Source organism: Agrobacterium sp. SUL3, from assembly GCF_001263295.1.
GTDB lineage: Bacteria > Pseudomonadota > Alphaproteobacteria > Rhizobiales > Rhizobiaceae > Agrobacterium > Agrobacterium tomkonis.
This window is the reverse complement of record NZ_KQ414499.1, coordinates 289,544-312,415: the sequence shown is the minus strand read 5'-3', so window position 1 is coordinate 312,415 and position 22,872 is coordinate 289,544. Positions and strand designations below refer to the sequence as shown.

General features: G+C 58.8%; 26 protein-coding genes. 10 read left to right on the top strand and 16 right to left on the bottom strand.

Features of this window, described 5'->3' with window-relative positions; genetic code table 11:
* Positions 1-10: 10 nt before the first annotated feature.
* A complete protein-coding gene (gene lgt, locus AKG12_RS05325) occupies positions 11-823 on the bottom strand; it encodes a prolipoprotein diacylglyceryl transferase (RefSeq protein ID WP_046797973.1) in 813 nt (270 codons plus the stop codon).
* A 308-nt stretch (positions 824-1,131) separates the two neighbouring features.
* On the opposite strand from lgt, the gene AKG12_RS05320 reads away from it, so the two are divergent.
* The 4 genes from AKG12_RS05320 (at position 1,132) to AKG12_RS05305 (ending at position 3,515) form a co-directional block, all read left to right on the top strand.
* Positions 1,132-1,395, top strand: a complete 264-nt coding sequence (locus AKG12_RS05320) for an accessory factor UbiK family protein (RefSeq protein WP_046797974.1) — start codon at positions 1,132-1,134, stop codon at positions 1,393-1,395.
* Positions 1,396-1,824: 429 nt separating this feature from the next.
* Positions 1,825-2,325: a type III secretion system chaperone family protein gene (locus AKG12_RS05315; protein ID WP_052818067.1), complete on the top strand. Its 501-nt coding sequence runs from the start codon at positions 1,825-1,827 to the stop codon at positions 2,323-2,325.
* 2 nt (positions 2,326-2,327) lie between these two features.
* A complete protein-coding gene (gene proC / locus AKG12_RS05310) occupies positions 2,328-3,146 on the top strand; it encodes a pyrroline-5-carboxylate reductase (RefSeq protein ID WP_052818066.1) in 819 nt (272 codons plus the stop codon).
* Positions 3,147-3,173: 27 nt separating this feature from the next.
* Positions 3,174-3,515, top strand: a complete 342-nt coding sequence (locus AKG12_RS05305) for a tRNA-binding protein (RefSeq protein ID WP_045018976.1) — start codon at positions 3,174-3,176, stop codon at positions 3,513-3,515.
* A 79-nt stretch (positions 3,516-3,594) separates the two neighbouring features.
* Here AKG12_RS05305 and AKG12_RS05300 read toward each other — a convergent pair whose 3' ends face one another.
* The 4 genes from AKG12_RS05300 to AKG12_RS05285 all read right to left on the bottom strand — a co-directional run bounded on the left by AKG12_RS05300 (position 3,595) and on the right by AKG12_RS05285 (position 7,053).
* Positions 3,595-4,974 carry an ATP-binding protein gene (locus AKG12_RS05300; protein ID WP_052818065.1) on the bottom strand — a complete coding sequence of 460 codons (1,380 nt, stop codon included), beginning with the start codon at positions 4,972-4,974 and terminating at the stop codon, positions 3,595-3,597.
* A 30-nt stretch (positions 4,975-5,004) separates the two neighbouring features.
* Positions 5,005-5,718: a response regulator gene (locus tag AKG12_RS05295; RefSeq protein ID WP_046797979.1), complete on the bottom strand. Its 714-nt coding sequence runs from the start codon at positions 5,716-5,718 to the stop codon at positions 5,005-5,007.
* Positions 5,719-5,720: 2 nt separating this feature from the next.
* Positions 5,721-6,248 (bottom strand): MarR family winged helix-turn-helix transcriptional regulator, encoded by a 528-nt coding sequence (locus AKG12_RS05290; RefSeq protein WP_052818353.1) that lies wholly within the window; start codon positions 6,246-6,248, stop codon positions 5,721-5,723.
* A gap of 199 nt (positions 6,249-6,447) precedes the next feature.
* Entirely contained in the window at positions 6,448-7,053 is a 606-nt protein-coding gene (locus AKG12_RS05285) for a DUF1236 domain-containing protein (protein WP_046797980.1), read from the bottom strand.
* A gap of 233 nt (positions 7,054-7,286) precedes the next feature.
* Between AKG12_RS05285 and AKG12_RS05280 the strand changes: the two genes are divergently transcribed.
* On the top strand, positions 7,287-7,931 hold the full coding sequence (locus tag AKG12_RS05280) for an MBL fold metallo-hydrolase (RefSeq protein ID WP_046798418.1): 645 nt from the start codon (positions 7,287-7,289) through the stop codon (positions 7,929-7,931).
* 85 nt (positions 7,932-8,016) lie between these two features.
* Here AKG12_RS05280 and AKG12_RS05275 read toward each other — a convergent pair whose 3' ends face one another.
* The 4 genes from AKG12_RS05275 to AKG12_RS05255 all read right to left on the bottom strand — a co-directional run bounded on the left by AKG12_RS05275 (position 8,017) and on the right by AKG12_RS05255 (position 11,145).
* Entirely contained in the window at positions 8,017-8,232 is a 216-nt protein-coding gene (locus tag AKG12_RS05275; protein WP_003494703.1) for a cold-shock protein, read from the bottom strand.
* A 447-nt stretch (positions 8,233-8,679) separates the two neighbouring features.
* Positions 8,680-9,582 carry a DMT family transporter gene (locus AKG12_RS05265; RefSeq protein ID WP_052818063.1) on the bottom strand — a complete coding sequence of 301 codons (903 nt, stop codon included), beginning with the start codon at positions 9,580-9,582 and terminating at the stop codon, positions 8,680-8,682.
* Between the two features lie 184 nt (positions 9,583-9,766).
* Positions 9,767-10,075: a hypothetical protein gene (locus tag AKG12_RS05260; protein WP_080841942.1), complete on the bottom strand. Its 309-nt coding sequence runs from the start codon at positions 10,073-10,075 to the stop codon at positions 9,767-9,769.
* A gap of 146 nt (positions 10,076-10,221) precedes the next feature.
* Entirely contained in the window at positions 10,222-11,145 is a 924-nt protein-coding gene (locus tag AKG12_RS05255) for an EAL domain-containing protein (RefSeq protein ID WP_052818062.1), read from the bottom strand.
* A 211-nt stretch (positions 11,146-11,356) separates the two neighbouring features.
* Between AKG12_RS05255 and AKG12_RS05250 the strand changes: the two genes are divergently transcribed.
* Positions 11,357-12,559 carry a pyridoxal phosphate-dependent aminotransferase gene (locus tag AKG12_RS05250; protein ID WP_052818061.1) on the top strand — a complete coding sequence of 401 codons (1,203 nt, stop codon included), beginning with the start codon at positions 11,357-11,359 and terminating at the stop codon, positions 12,557-12,559.
* Between the two features lie 210 nt (positions 12,560-12,769).
* Here AKG12_RS05250 and AKG12_RS05245 read toward each other — a convergent pair whose 3' ends face one another.
* A complete protein-coding gene (locus AKG12_RS05245; protein WP_052818060.1) occupies positions 12,770-13,876 on the bottom strand; it encodes a calcium:cation antiporter in 1,107 nt (368 codons plus the stop codon).
* 194 nt (positions 13,877-14,070) lie between these two features.
* On the opposite strand from AKG12_RS05245, the gene AKG12_RS05240 reads away from it, so the two are divergent.
* Positions 14,071-14,337, top strand: coding sequence for a DUF2188 domain-containing protein (locus AKG12_RS05240; RefSeq protein WP_046797986.1), 267 nt, complete (start codon positions 14,071-14,073; stop codon positions 14,335-14,337).
* Between the two features lie 108 nt (positions 14,338-14,445).
* Here AKG12_RS05240 and AKG12_RS05235 read toward each other — a convergent pair whose 3' ends face one another.
* The gene (locus tag AKG12_RS05235; protein ID WP_046797987.1) at positions 14,446-15,390 is read right to left on the bottom strand and encodes a LysR family transcriptional regulator; all 945 of its coding nucleotides are present in this window, start codon (positions 15,388-15,390) and stop codon (positions 14,446-14,448) included.
* A gap of 90 nt (positions 15,391-15,480) precedes the next feature.
* Here AKG12_RS05235 and AKG12_RS05230 point away from each other — a divergent pair, with 90 nt between their 5' ends.
* Both AKG12_RS05230 and AKG12_RS05225 read left to right on the top strand, forming a co-directional pair.
* A complete protein-coding gene (locus tag AKG12_RS05230) occupies positions 15,481-16,515 on the top strand; it encodes an NAD-dependent epimerase/dehydratase family protein (protein ID WP_052818059.1) in 1,035 nt (344 codons plus the stop codon).
* Entirely contained in the window at positions 16,515-16,904 is a 390-nt protein-coding gene (locus AKG12_RS05225; protein ID WP_052818058.1) for a DUF6220 domain-containing protein, read from the top strand. The genes AKG12_RS05230 and AKG12_RS05225 overlap by 1 nt, the downstream gene beginning before the upstream one ends.
* Before the next feature lie 54 nt (positions 16,905-16,958).
* On the opposite strand, the gene AKG12_RS05220 is transcribed toward AKG12_RS05225, so the two are convergent.
* The 4 genes from AKG12_RS05220 to trxB form a co-directional block, all read right to left on the bottom strand.
* Positions 16,959-18,071 carry an alkene reductase gene (locus AKG12_RS05220; RefSeq protein ID WP_046797990.1) on the bottom strand — a complete coding sequence of 371 codons (1,113 nt, stop codon included), beginning with the start codon at positions 18,069-18,071 and terminating at the stop codon, positions 16,959-16,961.
* A gap of 127 nt (positions 18,072-18,198) precedes the next feature.
* The gene (locus AKG12_RS05215; protein ID WP_046797991.1) at positions 18,199-18,489 is read right to left on the bottom strand and encodes an ArsR/SmtB family transcription factor; all 291 of its coding nucleotides are present in this window, start codon (positions 18,487-18,489) and stop codon (positions 18,199-18,201) included.
* A gap of 601 nt (positions 18,490-19,090) precedes the next feature.
* The gene (locus AKG12_RS05210) at positions 19,091-19,987 is read right to left on the bottom strand and encodes a LysR family transcriptional regulator VtlR (RefSeq protein ID WP_046798419.1); all 897 of its coding nucleotides are present in this window, start codon (positions 19,985-19,987) and stop codon (positions 19,091-19,093) included.
* Positions 19,988-20,011: 24 nt separating this feature from the next.
* The gene (gene trxB, locus AKG12_RS05205; RefSeq protein ID WP_052818057.1) at positions 20,012-20,986 is read right to left on the bottom strand and encodes a thioredoxin-disulfide reductase; all 975 of its coding nucleotides are present in this window, start codon (positions 20,984-20,986) and stop codon (positions 20,012-20,014) included.
* A 249-nt stretch (positions 20,987-21,235) separates the two neighbouring features.
* Here trxB and AKG12_RS05200 point away from each other — a divergent pair, with 249 nt between their 5' ends.
* Positions 21,236-21,703, top strand: a complete 468-nt coding sequence (locus tag AKG12_RS05200; protein WP_052818056.1) for an Lrp/AsnC family transcriptional regulator — start codon at positions 21,236-21,238, stop codon at positions 21,701-21,703.
* A 31-nt stretch (positions 21,704-21,734) separates the two neighbouring features.
* On the opposite strand, the gene AKG12_RS05195 is transcribed toward AKG12_RS05200, so the two are convergent.
* Entirely contained in the window at positions 21,735-22,790 is a 1,056-nt protein-coding gene (locus tag AKG12_RS05195) for a glycosyltransferase family 4 protein (RefSeq protein ID WP_052818055.1), read from the bottom strand.
* Positions 22,791-22,872: the final 82 nt, after the last annotated feature.

Sequence of the window (22,872 nt, the reverse complement as noted above, 5' to 3'; positions counted from 1 at the left end):
GCCATACCGCTCAGGCGCTTTTTGCCGCGCCGCGCGCGCGAAGGACCGCCCACAGCCCCAGAAGGAACATGGGTGTGGAAAGCACCATGCCCATGGTCAGCCAGTTGCCGGCCAGATAACCGATCTGGGCGTCCGGCTCGCGGAAGAATTCCACGAAGATGCGCGACAGCGCGTAACCGCAGACGAAGATGCCGGTGACGACGCCGGGCGTCTTCAGCGCCTTGAAGGCATAGATGGCAATGGCCAGAATGATGACGAGCACAAGGCCTTCGAGGCCAGCTTCATAAAGCTGGCTCGGGTGCCGCGCAAACGGACCGCCGGTTGGGAACACGACTGCCCATGGAACGTCGGCGATGCGCCCCCACAATTCGCCATTGATGAAATTGGCGATGCGGCCGAACAGCAGACCGATGGGTGCCACGGCCGCAATGACATCGAACATGCTCCAGACCGGGATGCCGTTCTTGCGGGCAAAGAGGATCATGGCAATGGTAGTGCCGATAAGCCCGCCATGGAACGACATGCCGCCGTTCCATATTTCCAGCGCCCGTATCGGGTTGGCGGCAACGGCGCCGAGATCGTAAAACAGGATGTAGCCGATGCGGCCGCCGAGCACGATGCCGCCCGCTGCCCACAGGATAAAATCGTCAAGATGCTGTGCCGAGATCGGCGACGTATCGTTTGGCCACAGGCGATCCGTGCGGGCGAGGCGACGGGCATAAAACCAGCCGAGCATGATGCCGGCGACGTAGGCAATGCCATACCAGTGGATCGCCAGAGGCCCGATGGAGAGCGCAACCGGATCGATATTGGGAAATGGCATGATGGCAAGTTGAGTGGGAGCGGCTAACAATCCGTATATTCCGTCATCGTTGCTGGGCGGACAACAGAATGATCCATTGCCTCAAGGGGCCGGGCGATGATGCTCACCGGTCTCCCTGACGCCAAGGAAAATGGCGATTGCCGAGGCGGCGGTCAAGGTGATTTTTCGTGAGCGGATTGCGATGCCGGGCGCTGCAGCGAAAGGCCGCATTTTTCGATTTCGCTTGCAAGGCGGCTGCCGAGCACCTACCTGAAAGGCATCAACAGCAGGGAATGGAACGCTCCCTGAACCGACGAAGGAACAGCGCCATGAGCACGACAGGCACCAACCGTATTCTGGATGAATTCGCCAAGCTGATGACCGATGCGGCCGGCGCGGCGCAGGGCGTGCGCAAGGAAGCGGAAGCCGCCCTTCATGCACAGGCCGATCGCTGGCTGAACAGTCTTGATGTCGTCAAGCGTGAGGAATTCGACGCGGTGCGTGAAATGGCCATCAAGGCGCGCGATGAAAACGACGCGCTGCGCGCCCGCATCGAGGCTCTGGAAGCAAAGCTTTCGGCCACTAACGACTGATTCTTTAGCGCTTTTTCCTGATGGGTCCCGGATCGCCTGCGATTCCGGGACTTTTTGTTTACGGGCCATGCAACCCGAACTAATCTCCGGTTGCCGTAACCAGCCTCCAGCGCGATTTTTTTGGGGCCTGTGGACACTTCCAAAAAACGCAATCGCCAGAGTCGCTTATGTATCTCGCCTGAGGTGATGGGGGAGAAGATATCCACTGTTCAAAAAGCAAAAATGGCAGCCAAGGGGTGGCAGCAGGACTCGGCCATTATACACTGATTTTAAATGATGATTCGAAACGACCTGGTAAGCTCCGGACAGGGTGAATGCGTAATTCTGTTGGTGTCGGGCAATCGTCTCAAATGTTGAATCCGGTTTGTGTGTGCGTTTTGTGCCCGGCGTTCAAAACAGAACATTCCATACCGGCTGAGAAGGTGCCGCATGAGCCTGATAGAATTTGAAATTGAGCGTCAGTCCAATCCCGTGGACATGATCGAGATTGTCGCCGCCTCGAACGACTGGTCGTTCGAGCGTTCCGGTGAAGACGAGATCGCCATGACGGTGGCGGGCCACTGGGCCGACTATCACGTTTCCTTTGCGTGGATGGAGGATTTCGAAGCGCTGCATCTGGCTTGCGCTTTCGACATCAAGGTACCTGACCAGCGTGTCAATGAAGTCATTCGCCTGCTCTCGCAGGTCAACGGCCAGGTGCTGATGGGTCATTTCGATCTGTGGCGGCAGGAAGACGTGGTGATCTTCCGGCAGTCCCTGCTTCTGGCTGGTGGTGCCGAACCGAACAACCAGCAGGTGGAAGTGCTGCTTTCCAGCGCGCTGGAAGCCTGCGAACAATATTATCAGGCATTCCAGTTCGTAGTCTGGTCGGGGCTGGATGCGAAAAGTGCAATCGAAGCGGTCATGTTCGAGACCGTCGGAGAAGCGTGACGATGGTGTACAAGGCTTCCGGTCCGCTCGTCCTCGTCGGCGCCGGCAATATGGGCGGCGCCATGCTTTCGGGCTGGCTGAAAAAGGGCGTGCCGGGATCTCAGGTCATCGTCGTCGATCCGGGCCCTTCCGATGCCATGCGCACGACGATTGCCGAAGCCGGCGCGGCGCATAGTCCAAGCGTTCCGCAGGGCGTCAAGGCAGGCATTCTTTTCGTGGCGGTGAAACCGCAGATGATGGAAGCCGTGCTACCGTCTCTCAAGCCCTTGCTGGGGCCGGATACCGTCGTTGTCTCGATTGCCGCCGGCACGACCATCGGCACCTTCGTGTCGCAGTTCGGCGCGGTTGCCGCCGTGCGGGCCATGCCCAACACGCCGGCCATGGTGGGGCGCGGTGTGACGGGCGCCTATGCCAATGAACTGGTAACGCCGGAGCTTAAGGCTGTGGTGGACGGATTGCTGAAGGTCAGCGGTCCGGTCGAATGGGTGGAAACCGAAAGCGATATAGACGCGGTGACCGCTGTCTCGGGCAGCGGCCCGGCCTATGTCTTTTATCTGGTGGAATGCATGGCGGAAGCCGGCCGTAAGGCCGGTCTGCCGGCGGATGTGGCCATGCGCCTGGCGCGAGAAACCGTGGCCGGCGCAGGTGAGTTGCTGCACCAGTCTCCCGATGAGGCGGCGCGGCTGCGCCAGAATGTGACCTCACCGGGCGGCACGACGGCTGCGGCACTTTCCGTGCTGATGGCTGAGGATGGCATGCAGCCGCTGTTCGACAAGGCGGTTGCGGCGGCAAAAAAACGCGCCGAAGAACTTGCTGGTTGAATCATTGCAGGCGGGTGGGAGCAGGGCATGAGCGGTGAAATTTCCTACGCCGATTTTGAGAAGGTCGACATTCGTGTCGGTACGATCGTTGAGGCTGAACCCTTTCCCGAAGCCCGCAAGCCGGCAATCAAGGTAAAAATCGATTTCGGACCTGAGATCGGCATCAAGAAATCTTCAGCGCAGATTACGGTGCATTATACGCCTGAAAGTCTGGTTGGCCGGCAGGTGCTGGGTGTGGTGAATTTTCCGCCGCGCCAGATCGGTCCGTTCCGCTCCGAGGTCCTGACGCTCGGCTTTGCCGACGGTAACGGTGATATCGTGCTTGCCGCCGTTGAACGGCCGGTGCCGAACGGCGAGAAAATGTGCTGAGACAGCAGCACGGGCGTTCGATCTTTCAGGTTGAGCACGGGACTCCCCAACGCCTCATGACAGTTTTCTGTTCGGCGTCCTACGCCGGAATTTTGACGATTACCCGCAGTCCGCCCAAGGGGCTGTCATCCAGCGATACGTCGCCGCCATGGCTGCGGGCGATGTCGCGGACGATGGAGAGGCCAAGTCCCGTACCGGAGGCGTTGAGGTTGCGCGCCTCATCCAGCCGGAAGAACGGCTTGAAGACATCCTCTCTAGAAGCTTCCGGAATACCCGCGCCGTCATCATCGAAGGTCATGATGATGGAGCGCGGCGCCTTGCGGATATCGATGTGCAGATTGGTCGCATAACGCCGGGCATTCTCCGCCAGATTGGCGACGAGGCGGGAAAGAGCATTCGGGCGCGCGATGATGCGGTCGATATTATAAAGCTCGTAGCTGAATTTCTTGCCGTGAAGCTCGAAATCATGGCCGATCTTCTCCAGAAGTGCGGGAAGCTCGAGCGTGCCGACGTCCTCTTCGACATCGGTGCGGGCAAAGGTCAGATAGGCCTCCAGCATCGACTGCATGTCCTCGACATCCTTGTCCAACCCTTCAAGGTCCGGATTATCGCCCGCCAGAGCCAGTTGCAGCTTGAAACGGGTGAGGATGGTGCGCAGGTCGTGGCTGACGCCGTTCAGCATGGCCGTGCGCTGTTCCATCTGCCGCTCGATGCGTTCGCGCATCAGGATGAAGGCGAGGCCCGCCCGCCGGACTTCATCTGCGCCACGGGGAGAATAGGCTGTGAGTTTCTGGCCGCGGCCGAAATTCTCTGCCGCCTTGGCAAGCGCTTCGATGGGCTTGATCTGCCCGCGCAGGAAGAGGATCGAGATAGCAATCAACACCAGCGATGCGCCGACCATCCAGACGAGGAAGATATGGGTATTTGAGGCATAGGCTGCGCTGCGGCTGGTGAAGACGCGCAGGGTTTTGTCGTCCAGCTGGACGCGGATTTCGACCAGAGAGCCGTTGCCATAGGTATCGATCCAGAATGGCCTGCCGATCTGCTGCGTCAACTGATCGGCCAGAATTCTGTCGAGGATCGAAAACAGCGGCTCCGGCCTCGGCGCGGGCAGGTCTGCCTTGGGTTCGATATAGACGCTGAGATCCAGCTTCTCGCGGGCAATGCGGATGACGCGCTGGTAGTCATCTTCCTCGGGGTCGGTTTGCAGGAGCTCGATGATCGCGGCGATATCGCGCGTCACGGCAGCGGAAAGACGTTCCGTCACCAGCTGCCAGTGCCGCTCCATGAAGACGGCGGCGACCACGCCCTGAAGCAGGATCATCGGCAAAATGATGATCAGCAGCGAACGTGTATAAAGCCCGGTGGGCAGCCAATGGCGCAGTCCTCTGGCAAACGAGCGCCAAGCCTTTGCTATACCACTTTTTTTGACCGTACTGAGAAAATCGAGGCTTGCCATGGCCGTGCGCCCGCCTTTCGTTTGTCCTTGTCAGTCCACGCTCAGCCGGTAGCCGATGCCGCGTACCGTTTGCAGATAGACCGGATTGGCGGGGTCGTCCTCGATCTTGCGGCGAAGACGGTTGATCTGCACGTCGATGGTTCTTTCGCCCACTTCCGATTCCGCCTCGACCAGTTCGTGCCGTGGGATGGTGTCACCGGCGCGAAGTGCAAAAAGCAGCATGATCTCCTGCTCGCGGTCCGTCAGGCGGATGGTTTCGGGGCCGCGGCGCAATTCCTTCTTGGGAATGGAGAAGCTGTAGGGCCCGAACATGATCTGCTCGATCTTCGGTGTATCTGGCGAGGTGTTGCGCCGCAGGATGTTGTTGATGCGCAGCACGAGTTCGCGCGGATCGAAGGGTTTGGCGAGATAGTCATCCGCCCCGGCCTCCAGCCCCTCGATGCGGGAATCCGCTTCCGAGCGGGCGGTCAGCAGAATGACCGGCACGGATTTGTCCTCGTTCAGCGAGCGGGTGAGCGAAAGTCCGTTTTCTCCCGGCATCATCACGTCGAGGATGAGCAGGTCGAAACGGATGCCGATCATCTTGCGCCGGGCTTCGGCCGCATCTGCAGCGACGGAAATGCGGTATCCCTTCTCACCCAGAAAGCGCTGGAGAAGGTTGCGAATGCGGGCGTCGTCGTCAACGATGAGGAGGTGGGCGGCGTCATCATCAGCCGGCGGGCGCTTTGTCGTTGCTGTCGCCATCGTCACTCGCCTTCCGCTGTTGTCGGGCTGCGCATCTGCGCCAGGAATTTTCGCACGCAGGCGCGGGCATCGGGACCAAGTCCCTCCAGCGCACGATCGATACGCCGCGATTGCGGTTCACTCAGCGCCAGCGCCAGTTCGCGTCCGGTCAGCGTCGGATAAAGCCGCCGCTGGCGGCGGTCTTCGGGACCGGCCATCTGGCGGATATAACCGTCGTCGATCAATTGCTTCAGCACGCGAGCAAGGCTCTGTTTGGTGATCTGAAGCGTGTCGAGCAGATCCGCCACCGTCATGCCGGGTTGCCGGCTGACGAAATAGACCACCCGGTGATGCGCACGGCCATATTCCAGCTTCGACAGGATGACATCGGGATCGGAGACGAAATCGCGATAGGCAAAAAACAGCGCCTCGATCGTATCGAAGTCGATCTTGCCGTCGTCAACCTTCGGGAGTGCCGGTATTTGCCTCGCGGCGGCGGTTTTGAGCGATTGCGGTGGCACTGCGGTTCCTTCATATCCTGCGGCTGACATACGTCGATGCGCCAATATTCTGTAAACATAGCCGAAAATGCGTCCGCTCGGGAGAATGTCGCCGATCATTTTCTGTTGCGGTGGATAATATGCTGCGGGTGCGGGTGCAACTGGAATCCTGAGTGACCTTTACCGGAAATAGAAAAGAGCGCGGGAAGCCCGCGCTCTTCAGTTGTTTCATACCGTTCAGTAAGTGGGTCTACTGGTAGACGTAGACGATGCGGTGGGTTGATGGCTCGACCAGAACCGGCACGTCGTTCACCCGGACATAACGATACTGATAGTCGGGAACTTCAACGAGACGGGTATCTGACGGCAGAGTTGTGCCGACGACCACGTCGCCATCGAAGGTGACGGTGTCCGCAGGATGCTCGTCCATATAGGTGATAACCGCTTCGGGCGGGGTGATGTCGACATCGCCAACGCGGCCGAGATTCGGATCACCGGGATTTGGTTCAGCCTGCACGCTTGAGGTCTTCTCATACGTCACGACAGGCACGCTGAGTTCGGTGCGACGGTCTTCGAGAATGACGGGAGAACCCTCATACATGACATTCAGATAGTCCGCATGCGCCCAACCGCGCAGGCCATTGACCTCGATGCGGCACCAGCTGCTGCCATCCATGCAGCCGTCCAGAACCGCACTGCTGCCACGGGTGGCCAGGCCCAGTTCGGGATAGTCTTCGCCGGGGCCTGAGCGAACGGAAATATCCGATGCGGTGGTGGCGACCATGGCGGCGTTTGCATAACCGGCCATCAGGGCGAAAGCGCCGCCAGCCATGAGCATTTTAAGCGTCTTGTCCATGTGTCTCACTCCTTTTAAGACTGGAGCTACAACGTCGGAGCCACCCGGGCGTTCCACATTTTTCGGTAGCAATTTCCGTTTTGAGCAGGAATATGCCGGTTATCTTATTGAATTTTATTGTTATTTTTAAAGGCAATCCGGCAACGGAAAAGCCGTATCTTTTCTCCGCCATTGTACTGGGGCCGGTCGCGGTCTATAGGAAGCGGGATTTTTCGGACAAGGAGACACGGGATATGGGAAAGTTGCAGGCGGGCATTATTCCGGTCACGCCGTTCGAGCAGAACTGCACCATCCTCTTCGATCAGGATACCAAGGAGGGTGTTGTCGTTGATCCCGGCGGCGATGTGGACGTCATCCTTCAGGTCGTCGCTGAAAACGGCATCACCCTCAAGGAAATCTGGCTGACCCATGGACATCTCGATCATGCTGGCGGTGCCGAGGAATTGCGCGCGAAACTTTCGCTGCCGGTGATCGGTCCGCATGAGGATGACCGGCCGTTGCTGGACAGGATCGAGGTGCAGGCCGAAAAATACGGTATCGCCGGTCTTCAGAATGTTGTGCCGGACAAATGGCTGAAGGACGGGGACAGGGTATCCTTCGGGGACCATGTCTTTGAGGTCTATCACTGCCCGGGCCACGCCCCCGGCCACGTCATCTATTATAATCGTGACCAGCAATTTGCCCATGTTGGTGACGTACTGTTTGCTGGGTCGGTGGGGCGGACCGATCTGCCCGGCGGGAACCACGAGCAATTGATGGCGTCCATTCGCGACAAGCTTTTGCCGCTCGGCGACGATGTCGGGTTCATCTGCGGGCATGGTCCTGGTGGTCGGCTGGGCGATGAACGCCGCAACAATCCCTATCTTCAGGGGATCTGAGCGCGTTACGCATGGCGTATGCGCAGGCATAAAAAAACCCGGCATTCCTGCCGGGCTTCAACTAGAAAAGAAAGCCGTTTTAGGGTCAGCCAGCAATCTGCAGATTGACTGCCTTCGGGCCCTTGCCGCGACGATCCGGTTCCGTGTCGAAGCTCACTTTCTGATTTTCTGAAAGTCCGGACAGGCCAGAAGCCTGTACAGCAGAGATGTGAACAAAGATATCAGCGCCACCATTGTCTGGCTTGATGAAGCCGAAGCCTTTGTCTGTATTGAAGAATTTTACGGTGCCAGTTTCGGCCATGCATCAGGTCCTTTTCGCTCTGCCCGCGTTCAGCTACAGGCAGCATTACAGTTTTGCCCCGCGAGGGCGTTGGCAGGCAGTTCTTGACTATTGAGAAAATGGACCTTCACAGCGGGAAGTAATGGCGTTCTCATCCAACGTTTTTCGTCCCACCGCCCGAGGTTTTTAGCGTCCCCAGTGCGCAAATTTTATAGGCCTTCCCATGCTCGCAAATTGCCCGAACCGCGGTAGAGTGATGCGTTTATGGAAAATTGGCAAGCAAAAGTTTTCACGGGCTTTTTGTCAGATAAAAAACCTGCGGTAGAATAACGGCGTGCAATCGCACATTTTTTTCGCATAGGCGATATTTGATGAAATAATTGCCGGTTGGGGTGGGTGTTCCCGGCAAAATTTTGGATGCCGAAACGCGTTTTTTACGCGGAGCGAGAAAAAACGGTTCTTTTTGCGTCAGGCTGTTCCAGCCACGGTTTTTTGCCGTTTTCGCGTCAGTTCCGGCACCAGTTCCACGATCAATATGGCGATGAATATGATCAGGCAACCGACATAACCGGCGCGGGAAATGGTCTCATTCAGGAAAAGCGAGGCCATCAACGCGCCGAAAAGCGCTTCCGAGGACAGGAATATCGCCGCCTGCGGCGCCGTGGTGTAACGCTGGCCGATGACCTGCAAGACGAAGGCAAGGCCGGAGGATACGAGGCCGACATAGAGGATTTCTGCCAGCGAGGCTTCGATTGCGCCCATGCTGATGGGTTCGAAGGCAATGCCGATCATGCAACTAAGAAGGGAGCAAACCGCGAACTGAGTGCAGGAGAGGGCCAGCGGCCGCCCGCTCTCGGAGACGAAGCGGCCGGCAAGCGTGATCTGGATCGCCCAGAAGAAGGCGCAGATGATGCTGAGAATATCTCCCCTTGTCAGCGCCTCGAATGCGCCGCCGGAGAGGAGGAAGATGCCACCAAGCATCATCAGGGCGCAGGGCCAGACGATCCAATGGGGATGCCGCCGGTAAAGCACGACGGCGATCACGGGCACGAAGATGACGTAAAGCCCGGTCAGGAAGCTGGAATTGGTGACGGTCGTGGTCAAAAGCCCGACCTGCTGGGTGGTGGCACCACCGAACAGGGCAAGCCCCACGAGGATATAGCTGCCGATTTCCTTGCGGCGCGGCGGTGATTTTTTCGACCGGGTTTCAAGCATCGCAAAAGGCAGCACGGCGATTGCTGCAATGGCGAAACGCAGACCGACGAACCAGAAAGGGCCGATGGAGGCCATGGCGGAGGATTGCGCGACAAAGCCGCCTCCCCATATCGCTGCGGCGAGCAAAAGCAGCATATTGGCCTGAATACGCGTCATTGTTGGCACCAGCACACAAGGGGCCGGAAGATCATTCAATCGCGGCCCTGGCAATTCGGGGATTTTTTGAAATGTCGATCAGACGGTTTCCCGGGTGCTTTAGCAGCAACCTGCCGGTGCCGCAAGCCGGCGGAAGGTGGTCACCGCCAGACGGGGCGACTGCCATGGCTTTTGGGGCATCACCTTATTTGTAGCGGCGGGCTTCATCCTTGAGACTGCGCCGGGTAAGCGTCAGGCCGCCGATGCCGAGGCCGATGAAGGCCGCAGCCGAAAGGATGATGAGCAGGAAGTGCGGACCCGCCTGCGAGGTGGCCGCTTGCGGGATCGAGGCAGTTTGCAATGTATCGACGGCTTGGGCCGCCGCATTGGCGGATGTCGCGATACCCGCGGCCATGGTGACGATGACAAGAAAAGCAGCCGCTGCCATCCAGAGGGAAAACAGCGTTCTCTGCGCCCTTAACCTTTCAACGGAAGTCCGGTCGTTGGTAAACATGGCGATTGCCTCTTGTCCCTGTCCATGAAGGATAAAAGAGGCTTCGAAATGGACGGCTTGGAGACCGAATTCTGGCGTTCCGCGGTATTTATTGCGGCAATATTGTGGCAAGCGTGATTACAGAGAACTGCCGGCCGCAGATAGGCTCAGAGGCCGCGTTTTCCGAAGGTGCGGGTCTGGCGCTGTGGATGCGGCTCCGTTGGGCGCTCTTCGCGGAAAAAAGGTGGCATCGTACGGTCCGTCCGCGGAGCAGTATTGAAATAGGCGCTGCCGAGTTCGGGAAAGCGTGCGTCGAAACTTGTGGGCGCGAGTTCCGGTTTGGCGAGAGCGTAACCCTGCATCAGCACGACGCCGAGTTCCTCACACAGATCGACCTGCCAGCCGCTCTCCAGCCCTTCGAATACCGGCTCTATTCCATCGTCGCGAAACTGGCTGACGATGACGCGCAGAAGGGCGGCCCCTGCCGAATTCTGCATGAAATCGCGTACCCAACCCGCTTCGAATTTGACATAATCGGGTTTGATGAGTTTTACCCGGTCGATGTCGGAATCGCCGGCACCGTAGTCGTCCAGCGCCACGCGAAAGCCGATGTCGTGCATGTGGTAGGCGAAGTCTGCGACCATCTGCGTGTCGGAGGCTTTTTTCTCGGAGATTTCGCAGACAATACGGTCTGCCGTCATGCCGGCCTCGTGGGCGGCAAGGCGCATGCGCTCCACTTCCTGCCGCATCTTTGCCGGCGTCTGGAACAGGCCCGGATGGAAGTTGACGAAGATGCGGGCGCGGGAACGGTTGAGCCTGCCGGTATTGAGAATGTGGATGGTGCGCAGGATACTGTCGATATTCTCGATATCGTCAGGCTCCACGAGGGAGAAGAACTCGCTTGGTGTCACCGGCTCGCCGTTGCGATGCGGCCGCACCAGACCTTCGAAGGAATCGATGTCGAGCGCGCCGCTCGTCGTTCGACGGAAAATGGGTTGCAGGGCAGATTTCAGGTTGAATGTTTGGTAGGCCGTGGACCATGTGCCATCGACCTCGCGGACAAGACTGGAAAAGATGCTTTTGGGCGCCATTTTTCAACCAGCTATAGAGACACGACCCCTAGGCTCGCGAATATAGCGTATCAAGCGTTACTTCCGGGTTAAGGAAGGTTTAAATTCCCTGCCACAGCACATAAGCCGGCTTTTGACCTTGAAAGAAGGTCTGTCTTTCGACATAGAAAGTGCCGCAGAAGACAAGTTTTTCAGCGTCTACCGATGTCAACCCCAATAGGACCGATTAAAAATGGCCTTCCTTGCCGACATTCTCTCCCGCGTAAAGCCATCCGCCACCATCGCCGTTACCCAGAAAGCCCGTGAGCTGAAAGCGAAGGGCCGCGATGTGATCAGCCTTGGCGCCGGCGAGCCGGATTTCGATACGCCCGATAATATCAAGGAAGCGGCCATCGACGCCATCAAGCGCGGCGAAACCAAATACACGCCCGTTTCCGGCATTCCGGAACTGCGCAAGGCCATTGCTGACAAGTTCAAGCGCGAAAACGGCCTGGATTACAAGCCGGAGCAGACGATTGTCGGCACCGGCGGCAAGCAGATCCTTTTCAACGCCTTCATGGCCACCCTCAACCCGGGTGACGAAGTCGTCATTCCCGCGCCTTACTGGGTCAGCTACCCGGAAATGGTGGCGATCTGCGGCGGCACGCCTGTATTCGTCGACACCACGCTTGAAGACAATTTCAAGCTGACGCCGGAAGCGCTGGAAAAGGCGATCACACCGAAGACAAAGTGGTTCGTGTTCAACTCGCCTTCCAACCCCTCGGGTGCCGCCTATTCGCATGACGAACTGAAGGCGCTGACGGACGTGCTGGTCAAGCATCCGCATGTCTGGGTGCTGACGGACGACATGTATGAGCACCTCACCTATGGCGATTTCAAATTCGTCACCCCGGTTGAGGTTGAGCCTGCGCTCTATGACCGCACGCTGACGATGAACGGCGTCTCCAAGGCCTATGCCATGACCGGCTGGCGTATCGGTTACGCGGCCGGCCCGCTGCCGCTGATCAAGGCCATGGACATGATCCAGGGCCAGCAGACCTCGGGCGCCAGCTCGATCGCGCAATGGGCGGCTGTTGAAGCGCTGAACGGCACGCAGGATTTCATTCCGACCAACAAGAAAATCTTCGAAGGTCGCCGTGATCTCGTCGTCTCCATGCTCAACCAGGCCAAGGGCATCAATTGCCCGTCACCGGAAGGCGCATTCTACGTCTACCCGTCCTGCGCCGGCCTGATCGGCAAGACCGCGCCATCTGGCAAGGTCATCGAGTCGGATGTGGACTTCGTCTCCGAGCTTCTGGAAGCCGAAGGCGTCGCCGTCGTGCAGGGATCGGCTTTCGGCCTCGGCCCGAACTTCCGCATTTCCTACGCCACGTCGGAAAGCCTGCTGGAAGAAGCCTGCAAGCGCATTCAGCGTTTCTGCGCCGATTGCCGTTGATCGGTTGATACAGTCTTGAAGGAAGCCCGGCAGTGATGCCGGGCTTTTTTTGTTTTTGATAGATGCCCGCTCATTCGACGTCATCCTCGGGCTTGACCCGAGGATCCACAACCCGGAGTGATGGATCCTCGGGTCAAGCCCGAGGATGACGGCGGAGGGGTTTCGACGACGCCTTTCAGATACTGGAAATCCGGGTAGGCCCCTGGTTTTTTAAAGCCCCTGAAACAGCAGCATGATGAAGGTGGCGAAGAGGATGAAATGGGTCATCCCCTCGATCGCATTGGTCTCACCATCATTGAGATTGATGGCGGCGGCGATGAGGGTGATGAAGACCATGACGGTTTGAACCGGCGTCATCGCCATGATGAAGGGCTGGCCGGTATAAAGCGCGATCCCCTCCATGACCGGCACCGTGAGAATGACCGTCGACAGCGATGCACCCATGGCGATGTTGACCACGGCCTGCATGCGGTTTCGCAAGGCGGAGCGGAGTGCGGTGAGGATTTCCGGCGATGCCGAGATCGTCGCGACCACCACGGCCATCAGCGCCGGTGGCGCGCTGGTGCCTTCGAGGCTCTGGCTTAAGAAGGCCGCCATGAATTCCGCGAGTACACCGATCAACACCACGCCGGCGATGATGAGCCCGATGGAGAGGGACACGCTGCCTTCTTCCTCCTCTTCCGCGTGGCTGCCGGATTGTTGGCCGGCGGGATGCGCCTTGCGGGGATAGGCATAGCTGAAGAAATAGCTGTGCGGACCGACCTGCATTTTGAGGAACAGGGCATAAAGCGCGATCATGGCGACGATGGTAAAGGCGGAATAGACGTGCCAGCTTTCGTCGGGAATGAACTCCGGCACGATCATCGAGATGCCCATGGCGGTGAGGATCATCACGCCGTAGGTCTTGCCGGAATCGTCATTATAGGGCTGCTCGCCGTGGCGCAGCCCGCCGAGCAGGGCGGCGAGGCCGAGAATGCCGTTGATGTCGATCATCACGGCGGAATAGATCGTGTCGCGCACCAGTGTCGGTGAGCTGGATTCGCTCATGATGGTGGCGAGGATCAGCACTTCCACGGCAACTGCCGAGAGTGTCAGGATCATCGTGCCATAGGGATCGCCGACCTTGGCGGCGAGGATTTCGGCGTGATGGGCAACCCGCATCGAGACCAGAACGATGAGCCCGATCAGGGCGATCGCGGCGATGAGCGAGGCCGTCTTTCCGGCTCCGAATATCGCATGTTCGGCCATATAGGCGGCGATTGCCGCCGGTATCGCGAGCAGCAATATGCGCTCCTGCTTCAGAATAGAACCCACCATTGATTTCCCTTCCCCTGATAGCCGCAGGCTGTGACGTATCGTCTCTCAGATCAAGCAGGATTTGCGCTTGAGTGCTTTTGGTAGGATAGTGATGTCGCAGGACATGCTGCTCATGCCGCGGTGTCCCCGTTGGGTGCAATGCTTGAAACGCGGTTGTGGTTGCCATGTCGCCTACTGAAACAGGAGGAACATGCATGACCAAAGTAGTGTATGAAATCGTCGAACATGACGGAGGCTTCGCTTACCGCATGAACGGCGCTTATTCTGAAACTTTTCCTTCCTATGCGGATGCCGTCGAGGCTGCGCGTATCGTTGCCGCTGAACAGCAGGTGGGCGGCGATGACGAGGAAATCAGCTATCAGGACGAACGCGGCCAATGGCATGAAGAATATAGCCAGGGCGGTGACCGGCCGGAAGCTGAGGTCGTGGACAAGACTTTACCGTCGGCCAGACTGTTTTGATGAAAGAGCCGGCATTTCCGGTCAAATCGGCATCACCTTACATGTTCCGCAAGTTGGTTTTACATCATCGCGGACCGAGGTGTGCTCGGCCTCCGTTGCCGGTCAGCCTTAACGCCGTTGTGGTGGTGCGCCCGGGTCGGTCTCCTTGAGATGCGCCTTCAGGCCTTCGACGAGGGCGCTGAACATGGCACGACATCGTGGCGAGGTCTTCAGATTTTCATGCATCGCGACCCAGGTGTGCAGCGGGATGTCGATATCGGGAAGAACCTGCACCAGCCGCGGGTCCTTGCGCGCAAGGCCGATCTGACAGACGCCGATGCCCGCGCTGGCGCGGATCATGGCAAGCTGGGCGAGATTGCTGTCGGCGCGGATTTCGAAGCAGATGTCTTCAATGTCGGGTATTTCCGGATCAAGGGCGCGCATCCGCTGAATGGCCGCCCTGATGAAAGGCGTCTTGCGGTCGAAACCGACCATCCGGTGCTCGTTTAATTCTTCCATGACCTTCGGAATGCCGGCTTTCGCCAGATAGTCGCGCGTCGCATGAAAGCCCAGACGGAAATTGCCGATGTAGCGCATGACGATCGCATCCTGCTGCGGTTCGGTCATGCGGATGGCGATATCGGCTTCGCGCCGCAAGAGGTCTTCCAGCGTATCCGATAGCGAAAGCTCGATCTCGAGCCGGGGGTGAATTTCCTGCATGGCTGCGACGATGGGCGGCAGCATTTCCACGCCGATGATGTCAGATGCGCTGATGCGCACCGTGCCTTCGATCTTGCCGACTTCGCCGGATGCCGCACGCATGAGCGCTGCCGCTGTCGCCGCGAGATTTTCCGCATAGGGCCGGAGCGCAAGGGCAGCTTCCGTTGGCATCAGCCCGTGCGGAGAGCGGATGAACAGCGGAAAGCCGACCGCCTCTTCCAGCGCGCCGATATGGCGCCCCGCAGTCGGTTGGGTGATGCCCAGTTCACGCGCGGCCGCAGACAGCGAGCCGTCACGCAGCACGCTGAGGAAGGTGCGGTAAAAATCCCAGCTGACATCCCGGCTCTTGACCATAAATTTTTGTATATCTGCTCCACTCATTTCGACAATTTCGTATATCGCGCAACGGAACGATACTCCAGCCCACAAGAAGGAGTGACGGCGATGATATATGAAAAACACGCAAATACAGCAGACAATCAGCCTCTGGCGCTGATCGTCGGGGCGAATGGCGGTGTTGGCAGCCATGTGGCGAAGATGCTGTTGCAACGCGGCTGGCGGGTGAGGGCGCTGACGCGCCAGCAGGCACCATCCGGTGTGGTGGACGGTATGGAGTGCGTGACCGGCGACGCCATGAACCGGCAGGACGTGGTGGAGGCCGCGAAAGGGGCAACGCTCATCGTCCATGCGGTCAACCCTCCGGGATATCGCAACTGGGACAGGCAGGTGCTGCCGATGCTCGACAACAGCATCGCGGCGGCCGAGGCCTGTGGGGCGAGGATCGTCTTTCCCGGCAGCGTCTATAATTTTGGTCCGGATGCTTTTCCGCTTCTGACGGAAGACAGCCCGCAAAAGCCTTTCACCCGCAAGGGTGCGTTGCGGGTGGAGATGGAGCGGCGGCTGAAGATGGCGTCGATGCGCGGCGTGCCGGTGCTGATTGTCCGCGCCGGGGATTTTTTCGGTCCGGATGCGAAAAACAACTGGTTTTCACAGATGCTGGTGCGGCCGGGCAAGCCGGTGCGCAGCGTCCAGAACCCTGCGGCACCCTATGCCGGACATCAATGGGCCTATCTGCCTGACGTGGCGGAAACGATCGGCCGGTTGCTTGATCGCTCGGGCGAGCTTCCAGCTTTCGCCGTTTATCACATGGAAGGTTTCTGGGATTTCGATGGGTTACAACTGGTCGGGGCAATCGAGCGGGCTGCTGGTCATCCGGTCAAGATGCGTCGGCTTTTCTGGCCGGGCATAAAGCTGGCCGCACCCTTCGTTCCGCTGTTCCGTGAAGTGCTGGAAATGCAATATCTCTGGCAGATGCCGATCCGCATGAGCAACCGCAAGCTTGCGGATTTTCTTGGAGCGGAACCACGGACGCCGATTGATGCAGCCGTCTCGGCGACATTGGCGAGCCTCGGCTGTCTCGAACAGGTGCAGCAACCGGCGAGCCTCCATCATCCGGCTGATGCCGGGGGCAGGGTGTGATGGCCACGGCGGCAAATGGGATGTCAGCGCGGCGTCGCGTGTTCGCGGTTATTTCGGCAGGCGTGCCGGTGCTGATTTTAGCGCAGGTGCTCTTGGCGGGGTTGTCGATCTATTATGACGGATCGCTGATTTCGATGCATAAGGGGCTTGGCATGTTTATCGCCGTCCCCGTCGCGTCGCTGGTGGTCCTTGCGCTGCGTTACGATGATTTGCGGCCGAACCTCAATCGTGCGCTGGTTTTGCTTGCCCTCTATTGCCTGCAAGTGGCGCTGATGAGCATCGGCCGGGAAACGGGCAATGGCTTTCTGCAGGCGCTGCATGTGGCCAATGCCTTTGTCATGGGTGCGTTTTCCGATTTCGCCGCCCGGCAGGCGCGCATCGCATCCTGAAACGCCAAACGCCGCACTGCTGAGAAGCAGTGCGGCGTTTGGTTTTATCAATGATCAGCCGAGCGCCGGATAGTCGGTATAGCCTTCTGCGCCGCCACCATAGAAGGTTGGCTGGTTCGGCTCATTCAGCGGCGCATCGTTCTTGAAGCGGCGCACCAGGTCCGGATTGGCGATGAAGGCCTTGCCGAAGGCGACGGCATCGACCTTGCCGCTTTCCACGGCTTCGATGGCGCTTGCACGGTCGTAGCCATTATTGGCGATCCACAGGCCCTTGCCGCCGGCATTGCGATAGGCGCCCTTGAAGGCGGCGTAATCGAAGGGCTTGTCGCCCTGCTTGAAATCACGCGGGCCGCCGGTCGCACCCTCGACGACGTGGATGAAGGCGAGATTGCGCTTTCCGAGCTGTTCCGCCACGTAATTGTAAAGCGGCTGCGGATCGGCCTCGAAAATATCGTTGGCAGGCGTAACGGGGGAGAGACGGATGCCGGTGCGGCCCGCGCCGATTTCTTCCGTAACCGCATCCACCACTTCCAGAAGGAAGCGGGCGCGGTTTTCGATCGAGCCACCATAATCGTCGGTGCGCTGGTTGGTGCTGGATTTCAGGAACTGCTCGATCAGATAACCATTGGCGGCATGGATTTCGACACCATCGAAACCGGCTTCCAGCGCGGCACGGGCGCCGCTGCGGTAATCTTCAAGGATGAGGCCGATATCGTCGATGGTGAGCGCGCGCGGCTCGGAGGTCTCCGCAAAGGCGCCGGTGCCGTCATCATTGATGATATAGGTCTTCGATTTGGCAGGGATGGCGGAAGGAGCGACGGGCTGGCCGCCATGTGGCTGCAGCGACGTATGCGAAATGCGGCCCACATGCCAGATCTGCGCAACGATCTTGCCACCGGCCGAATGCACGCCGTCGGTGATCTTCTTCCAGCCTTCGACCGCTTCCTGCTTGTAGAGGCCCGGAACATCGGCATAGCCCTGTCCCTGCTGGGAAATCGGCGTGCCTTCGGTGACGATCAGCCCGGCTGTGGCGCGCTGCTCGTAATAGGTGGCGTTCAGATTGTTGGGAATTGCCCCCGGCGAACGGTTGCGGGTGAGGGGAGCCATGACGATACGATTGGCGAGTGCGATATCGCCGGCCTGTGCCGGTTCGAAAAGACTGGTCATGCGACTTCACTTTCTGGTCGGTTGGCGAAATTGCGCTTAGGGCGCGCTGTCTTTCGGTCTGGGTGCCGGAAGGAGAACCGCTTGCTGGTTTCCGGTCCGGCACCCCAGGGCTCAAAGCTTGGGAGGCTCAGAGATTCGCGTGCAGATAATTGCGGAACGCGTCGATGGTTTCCTCGTTGCGTTCGAAAAACACCCATTGCCCGACCTTCTTCGACCGGATCAGGCCGGCTGCCTGCAACACCGCCAGATGCGACGAGACGGTGGATTGAGACAGGCCGCTGATCTGAAACTGGTTGGCGCACACACCCATGCTGAGCGGATGATCCTGGCAGAAGTGATTTTCCGGGCACTTCAGCCATTCCAGAAATTTCAGCCTCGCAGGGTGGGAAAGGGCTTTGAGGACTTCCTCCGGGTTCATCGGTGTTTCTCTAATATCTGGCATGAACGATGTTTATATCGATGATTTACGATATACAAATCACGTATCCGTGAGGGCCTGTGGGGTGGCGGGAGCGCTTCCCAAAAAAGAAGGCCGCTGGATGTCTCCGCGGCCTGATAAGTTTGAAGGTTAAAACCTCCAGAGGGGAACAGCTGTCGCGTGCCTTATGGGAGCGTGACAGCCAACTAAAATATGGGAGCGCCAATAATGCAAAACAAGGTTGCATCGTGCGATATTTCGCCAAATTGGGGAAAATTCTTGCGGGTAAAAAAAGAGGGCCGCCGGATAGATCCAGGGCCCTTTAAGTGTGAAGGTCAAAAACCTCCAGAGGGGAACAGCTGATGCGGTGGAACTGGGAGGAAAAGCCACCGTGTGCATCAGCTGAGAGCGATATGGTGCTTTTTTGTGCACGAAACAACTCTTTTTTGTGCAGGTCAGGCATGCGCGCGATGCAGGCCTCGATATTTCCGGTATATTTTATGTGCAATGCTGGTGAGGGCCGCCCATCGGCAGCCCTCACATTCACAATTTTAAGTATTTGAATTTAAACGGATATCTTTGGTTTCCGACTATTTTAACGTCAGAAGTTCCAGTTCCGCGCCTTGGCGACGATGAAATCTCGGAAAGCTTTCAGCTTTGCAGCGTTTTTCATTTCATCGGGATAGCAGAAGTAGGTATCGAATGACGGAATATCCGCAGCCAGCGACAGCTGGATGAGACCGGGATCGCGGCCGACGATGTAGTCGGGCAGACAGGCAATGCCTATTCCCAGCAGGCAGGCACGTTTGATCGAGGTCTGGCTGTTGATCTGCAGATGCGGGATGCGCGTATTATCCGAAGACCGTCCGGCATTCTCCAGCCAGTTGACGTCCAGAAGGTAGTTGGGCGCCGGTTCACCGAAGGAGATGATGCGGTGATTGTCCAAATCCTCGATCGACTGCGGTTCGCCGTGGCGATTGATGTAGGACGGCGCGGCATAGACATGCATGTGCACCGTAAACAGCTTGCGCTGAATAAGGTCCGATTGCTGCGGCTGGCGCAGGCGGATGGCGCAATCGGCGTGGCGCATGTTCACGTCCAGTTCCTCGTTGTCGAGGATGAGCTGGATCGACATTTCCGGATAGAGTTGCAGGAATTCCTGCACCTTGTCCGTCAGCCAGCCCTGGCCGAGACCAACCGTCGTCGTCACGCGCAACTTGCCGCTTGGCTTCTCCGTCGTTTCGGTCAGTTGCATCTTGACGGTTTCGAGCTTCAGCAGCACGTCATGGGCGGTGCGATACAGCAGCTCGCCCTGTTCGGTGAGGATCAGGCCGCGAGCGTGACGATGGAACAGCTTGACGCCGACATCCTGCTCCAGTGCGCTGACCTGACGGCTGATGGCCGACTGGGACAAATGCAGCTTGTCGGCAGCATGGGTGAAAGACCCTGCTTCGGCTGCGGCATGAAAAATGCGCAGTTTATCCCAGTCCAATGGCATTGCCATGCCTATCCTGCCTTTCGGTTATTCCGCTGCAACCGCAAGCGGTTGTTGCGCCGTGAGATAGCGTTCTGCTTCGAGGGCGGCCATACAGCCCATGCCGGCGGCGGTGATCGCCTGGCGGTAAATGTCGTCGGTTACGTCACCGGCCGCGAAGATACCTTCGACGTCGGTTGCCGTGGAATCGGGGGCGGTCCACATGTAGCCGTTGTCTTTCAGCTTCACCTTGCCCTTGAACAGTTCAACCGCAGGCGCATGGCCGATGGCGACGAAGACACCATCGATGGGCGTGTCGCTGATGACGCCGGTTTTGGTGTCACGCAAACGCACACCCGAGACGGAGGGTGGCATGGGTGGCTTGGCCGGAGCGCCGGTGATTTCGGCAATTTCCGTGTTCCACAGGATCTTGACGTTTTCCTTGGCGAACAGCCGTTCCTGCAGGATCTTTTCCGAACGGAAGCTGTCGCGGCGATGCACGACGGTGACCGATTTGGCGATATGGGCGAGATAGAGCGCTTCTTCCACGGCGGAATTGCCGCCGCCGACCACGATCACATCCTTGTTGCGATAGAAGAAACCGTCGCAGGTGGCGCAGGCGGAAACACCGAAGCCCTGAAAATGCTGCTCGCTCTCGATGCCGAGCCATTTGGCCTTGGCGCCGGTGGCGATGATCAGGGTATCGGCGGTCCAGACCTGACCGGAATCGGTCTTGACCACAAATGGCCGGGTCGTGGTATCAACTTCGGTGACGAGGTCGCTGACGATTTCCGCACCCACATGGGTTGCCTGTTTCAGCATCTGGTCCATCAGCCATGGGCCCTGGATCGGATCGGCAAAGCCCGGATAGTTCTCCACATCGGTGGTGATCATCAATTGCCCGCCCTGTTCCATGCCGGCAATCAGCACAGGTTTCAGCATTGCGCGGGCCGCGTAGATCGCCGCGGTATAGCCGGCGGGACCGGAGCCGATGATCAATACCTTCGTGTGGCGGGCAGACATGGGAACATTCCTTCTCAATAGCAGGGTCTTCGCTCAAGGCCTTCCAGCCGCAGGACGGCGGACGGGCCGCAACCCCTTCGTTGGCAGGTATTTAAGGTTGTCTAGTGTCTTTATTCAAGGGCAGCCTTGCGTTACCAACAAGGCAGTTGTGGATGCACGCGCAATTTTGTGACCGGCCGGCGGCATATTGTTGCGAATCCCGTGCCGAATAGTACAAGGAACTTCTACGGCTTAACGAGGAACTTCTCCGTGACCAGCGTCGAACTCGATGCCATCGATCTGAAAATCCTGCGCGAATTGCAGCGCGACGGGCGCATGACCAATGTGGAACTGGCCGAAAGGGTCGGTATTTCCGCACCGCCATGCCTCCGGCGCGTCCGCAAGCTTGAGGAAGCTGATGTGATCGAGGGTTATCACGCCATGTTGAACGCGCCGAAGCTTGGTTTCGATCTCGTCGCCTTCTGCATGGTCGGCCTCAAGCGGCAGGCGGACAGCAACCTGAAGGCCTTCGCGGCGGCGACGGGCGGATGGTCGCTGGTGCGGCAGGCATGGATGGTGTCAGGCGAAAGCGATTTCCTGCTGCATTGCGTCGCCAGAAACCTCACCGAGTTTCAGGATTTCGTCATCGAGGTTCTGACGGCGGACGAAAATGTCGATACGGTGCGCACCATGCTCACCATCCGCCAGGTCAAGCGCGTCGGTCTCGTGGAAATCTGAACGGCGGGCTTTGCAGCTGCTTTGCCGAGCGTTATCCGCGCCGTAGCGCGTCATAAACCGCACCGAGACTTGTCGCCTCTTTTTCCAGCGGGAATGTGGTGCGCACATGCGCAAGCCCGGCGAGCGCATGGCTCTTGGCCAGAGCAGGGTCCGCAAGATAGGGCTTTATCGCATCCCTGAGCGATGCATAGTCCCCGGCCTCGACGACCATGCCGGTCTCGCCCTTGACGGTCATTTCTTCATAGGCGCCGGCATTGCTGGTAACGACCGCCGTCTGCGAGGCCATGGCCTCCAGTGGCGTCAAGCCGAAACCCTCATTGCGTGACGGCGCGACATAGAGCGTCAGTCGCCGATACCAGGGCTTGATGTCATCGACTTCGCCCTGAAACACGATGCGGTCGGAAAGGCCGGCCGTGGCAACATCGGCCTTCAGCGTATCGCCAAAGGCCTTGTGTTCCGCCGTCACGCGGCCGGAAACCACGGCTGTCCATTCCGGATAGTGTGGTAGAAGCTCGATCATGGCGCGCACGAAGAGGTCGGTGCCCTTCTGGTGGCGCACCCGCCCGAAACAGCCGATCAGATATTGCCCCGGCAGGCCGGTTGACGCGATGGTATCCTCGGCGCCCGTCGCCGGGTGAAACAGCTCGGTATCGACACCGTGCATGACGACCCTGTGGGGAACTTCCAGAAACGCGCCGGAACGACCGTTTGTCGCAACGACCGCATCCATCTTCGAAATCAGAAAGCGGGTATAGGCGGAATGCCGCCTCTGTGCGGCCGAGGTGAAGAGCAGCTTTACCTTCATGCGCAGTACATCACGCATGAAAATGCCCGGCAGCATTTCAAGATTGCGGCGGGCGTGCCAGATGCGGGGGGCGCCGAATGGCCCGTTTTGCCAGAGACGCCACAGATCGCGGAAGCGCACATGCGGCAGATGCGGTGGCAGGCCGGGGCCGATGACGGCCACTTTCTGTCCCAGCCGGTTCTGCACCGGAATGAGCTGCACGATGGTGGAGGTGACGCCGGAGAGCCTGCGCTTGAAGTTCGGCGCAAGCACCTGCACATCTTTCAGACTGACGTGGGACAAGATGGGCTTCCGTCTCTGCGGCTGGTTTGGCGGTTTGATACGTCAGAAAGCAATGCGCCCGCGAGGGGCGCATTGCGGTGAG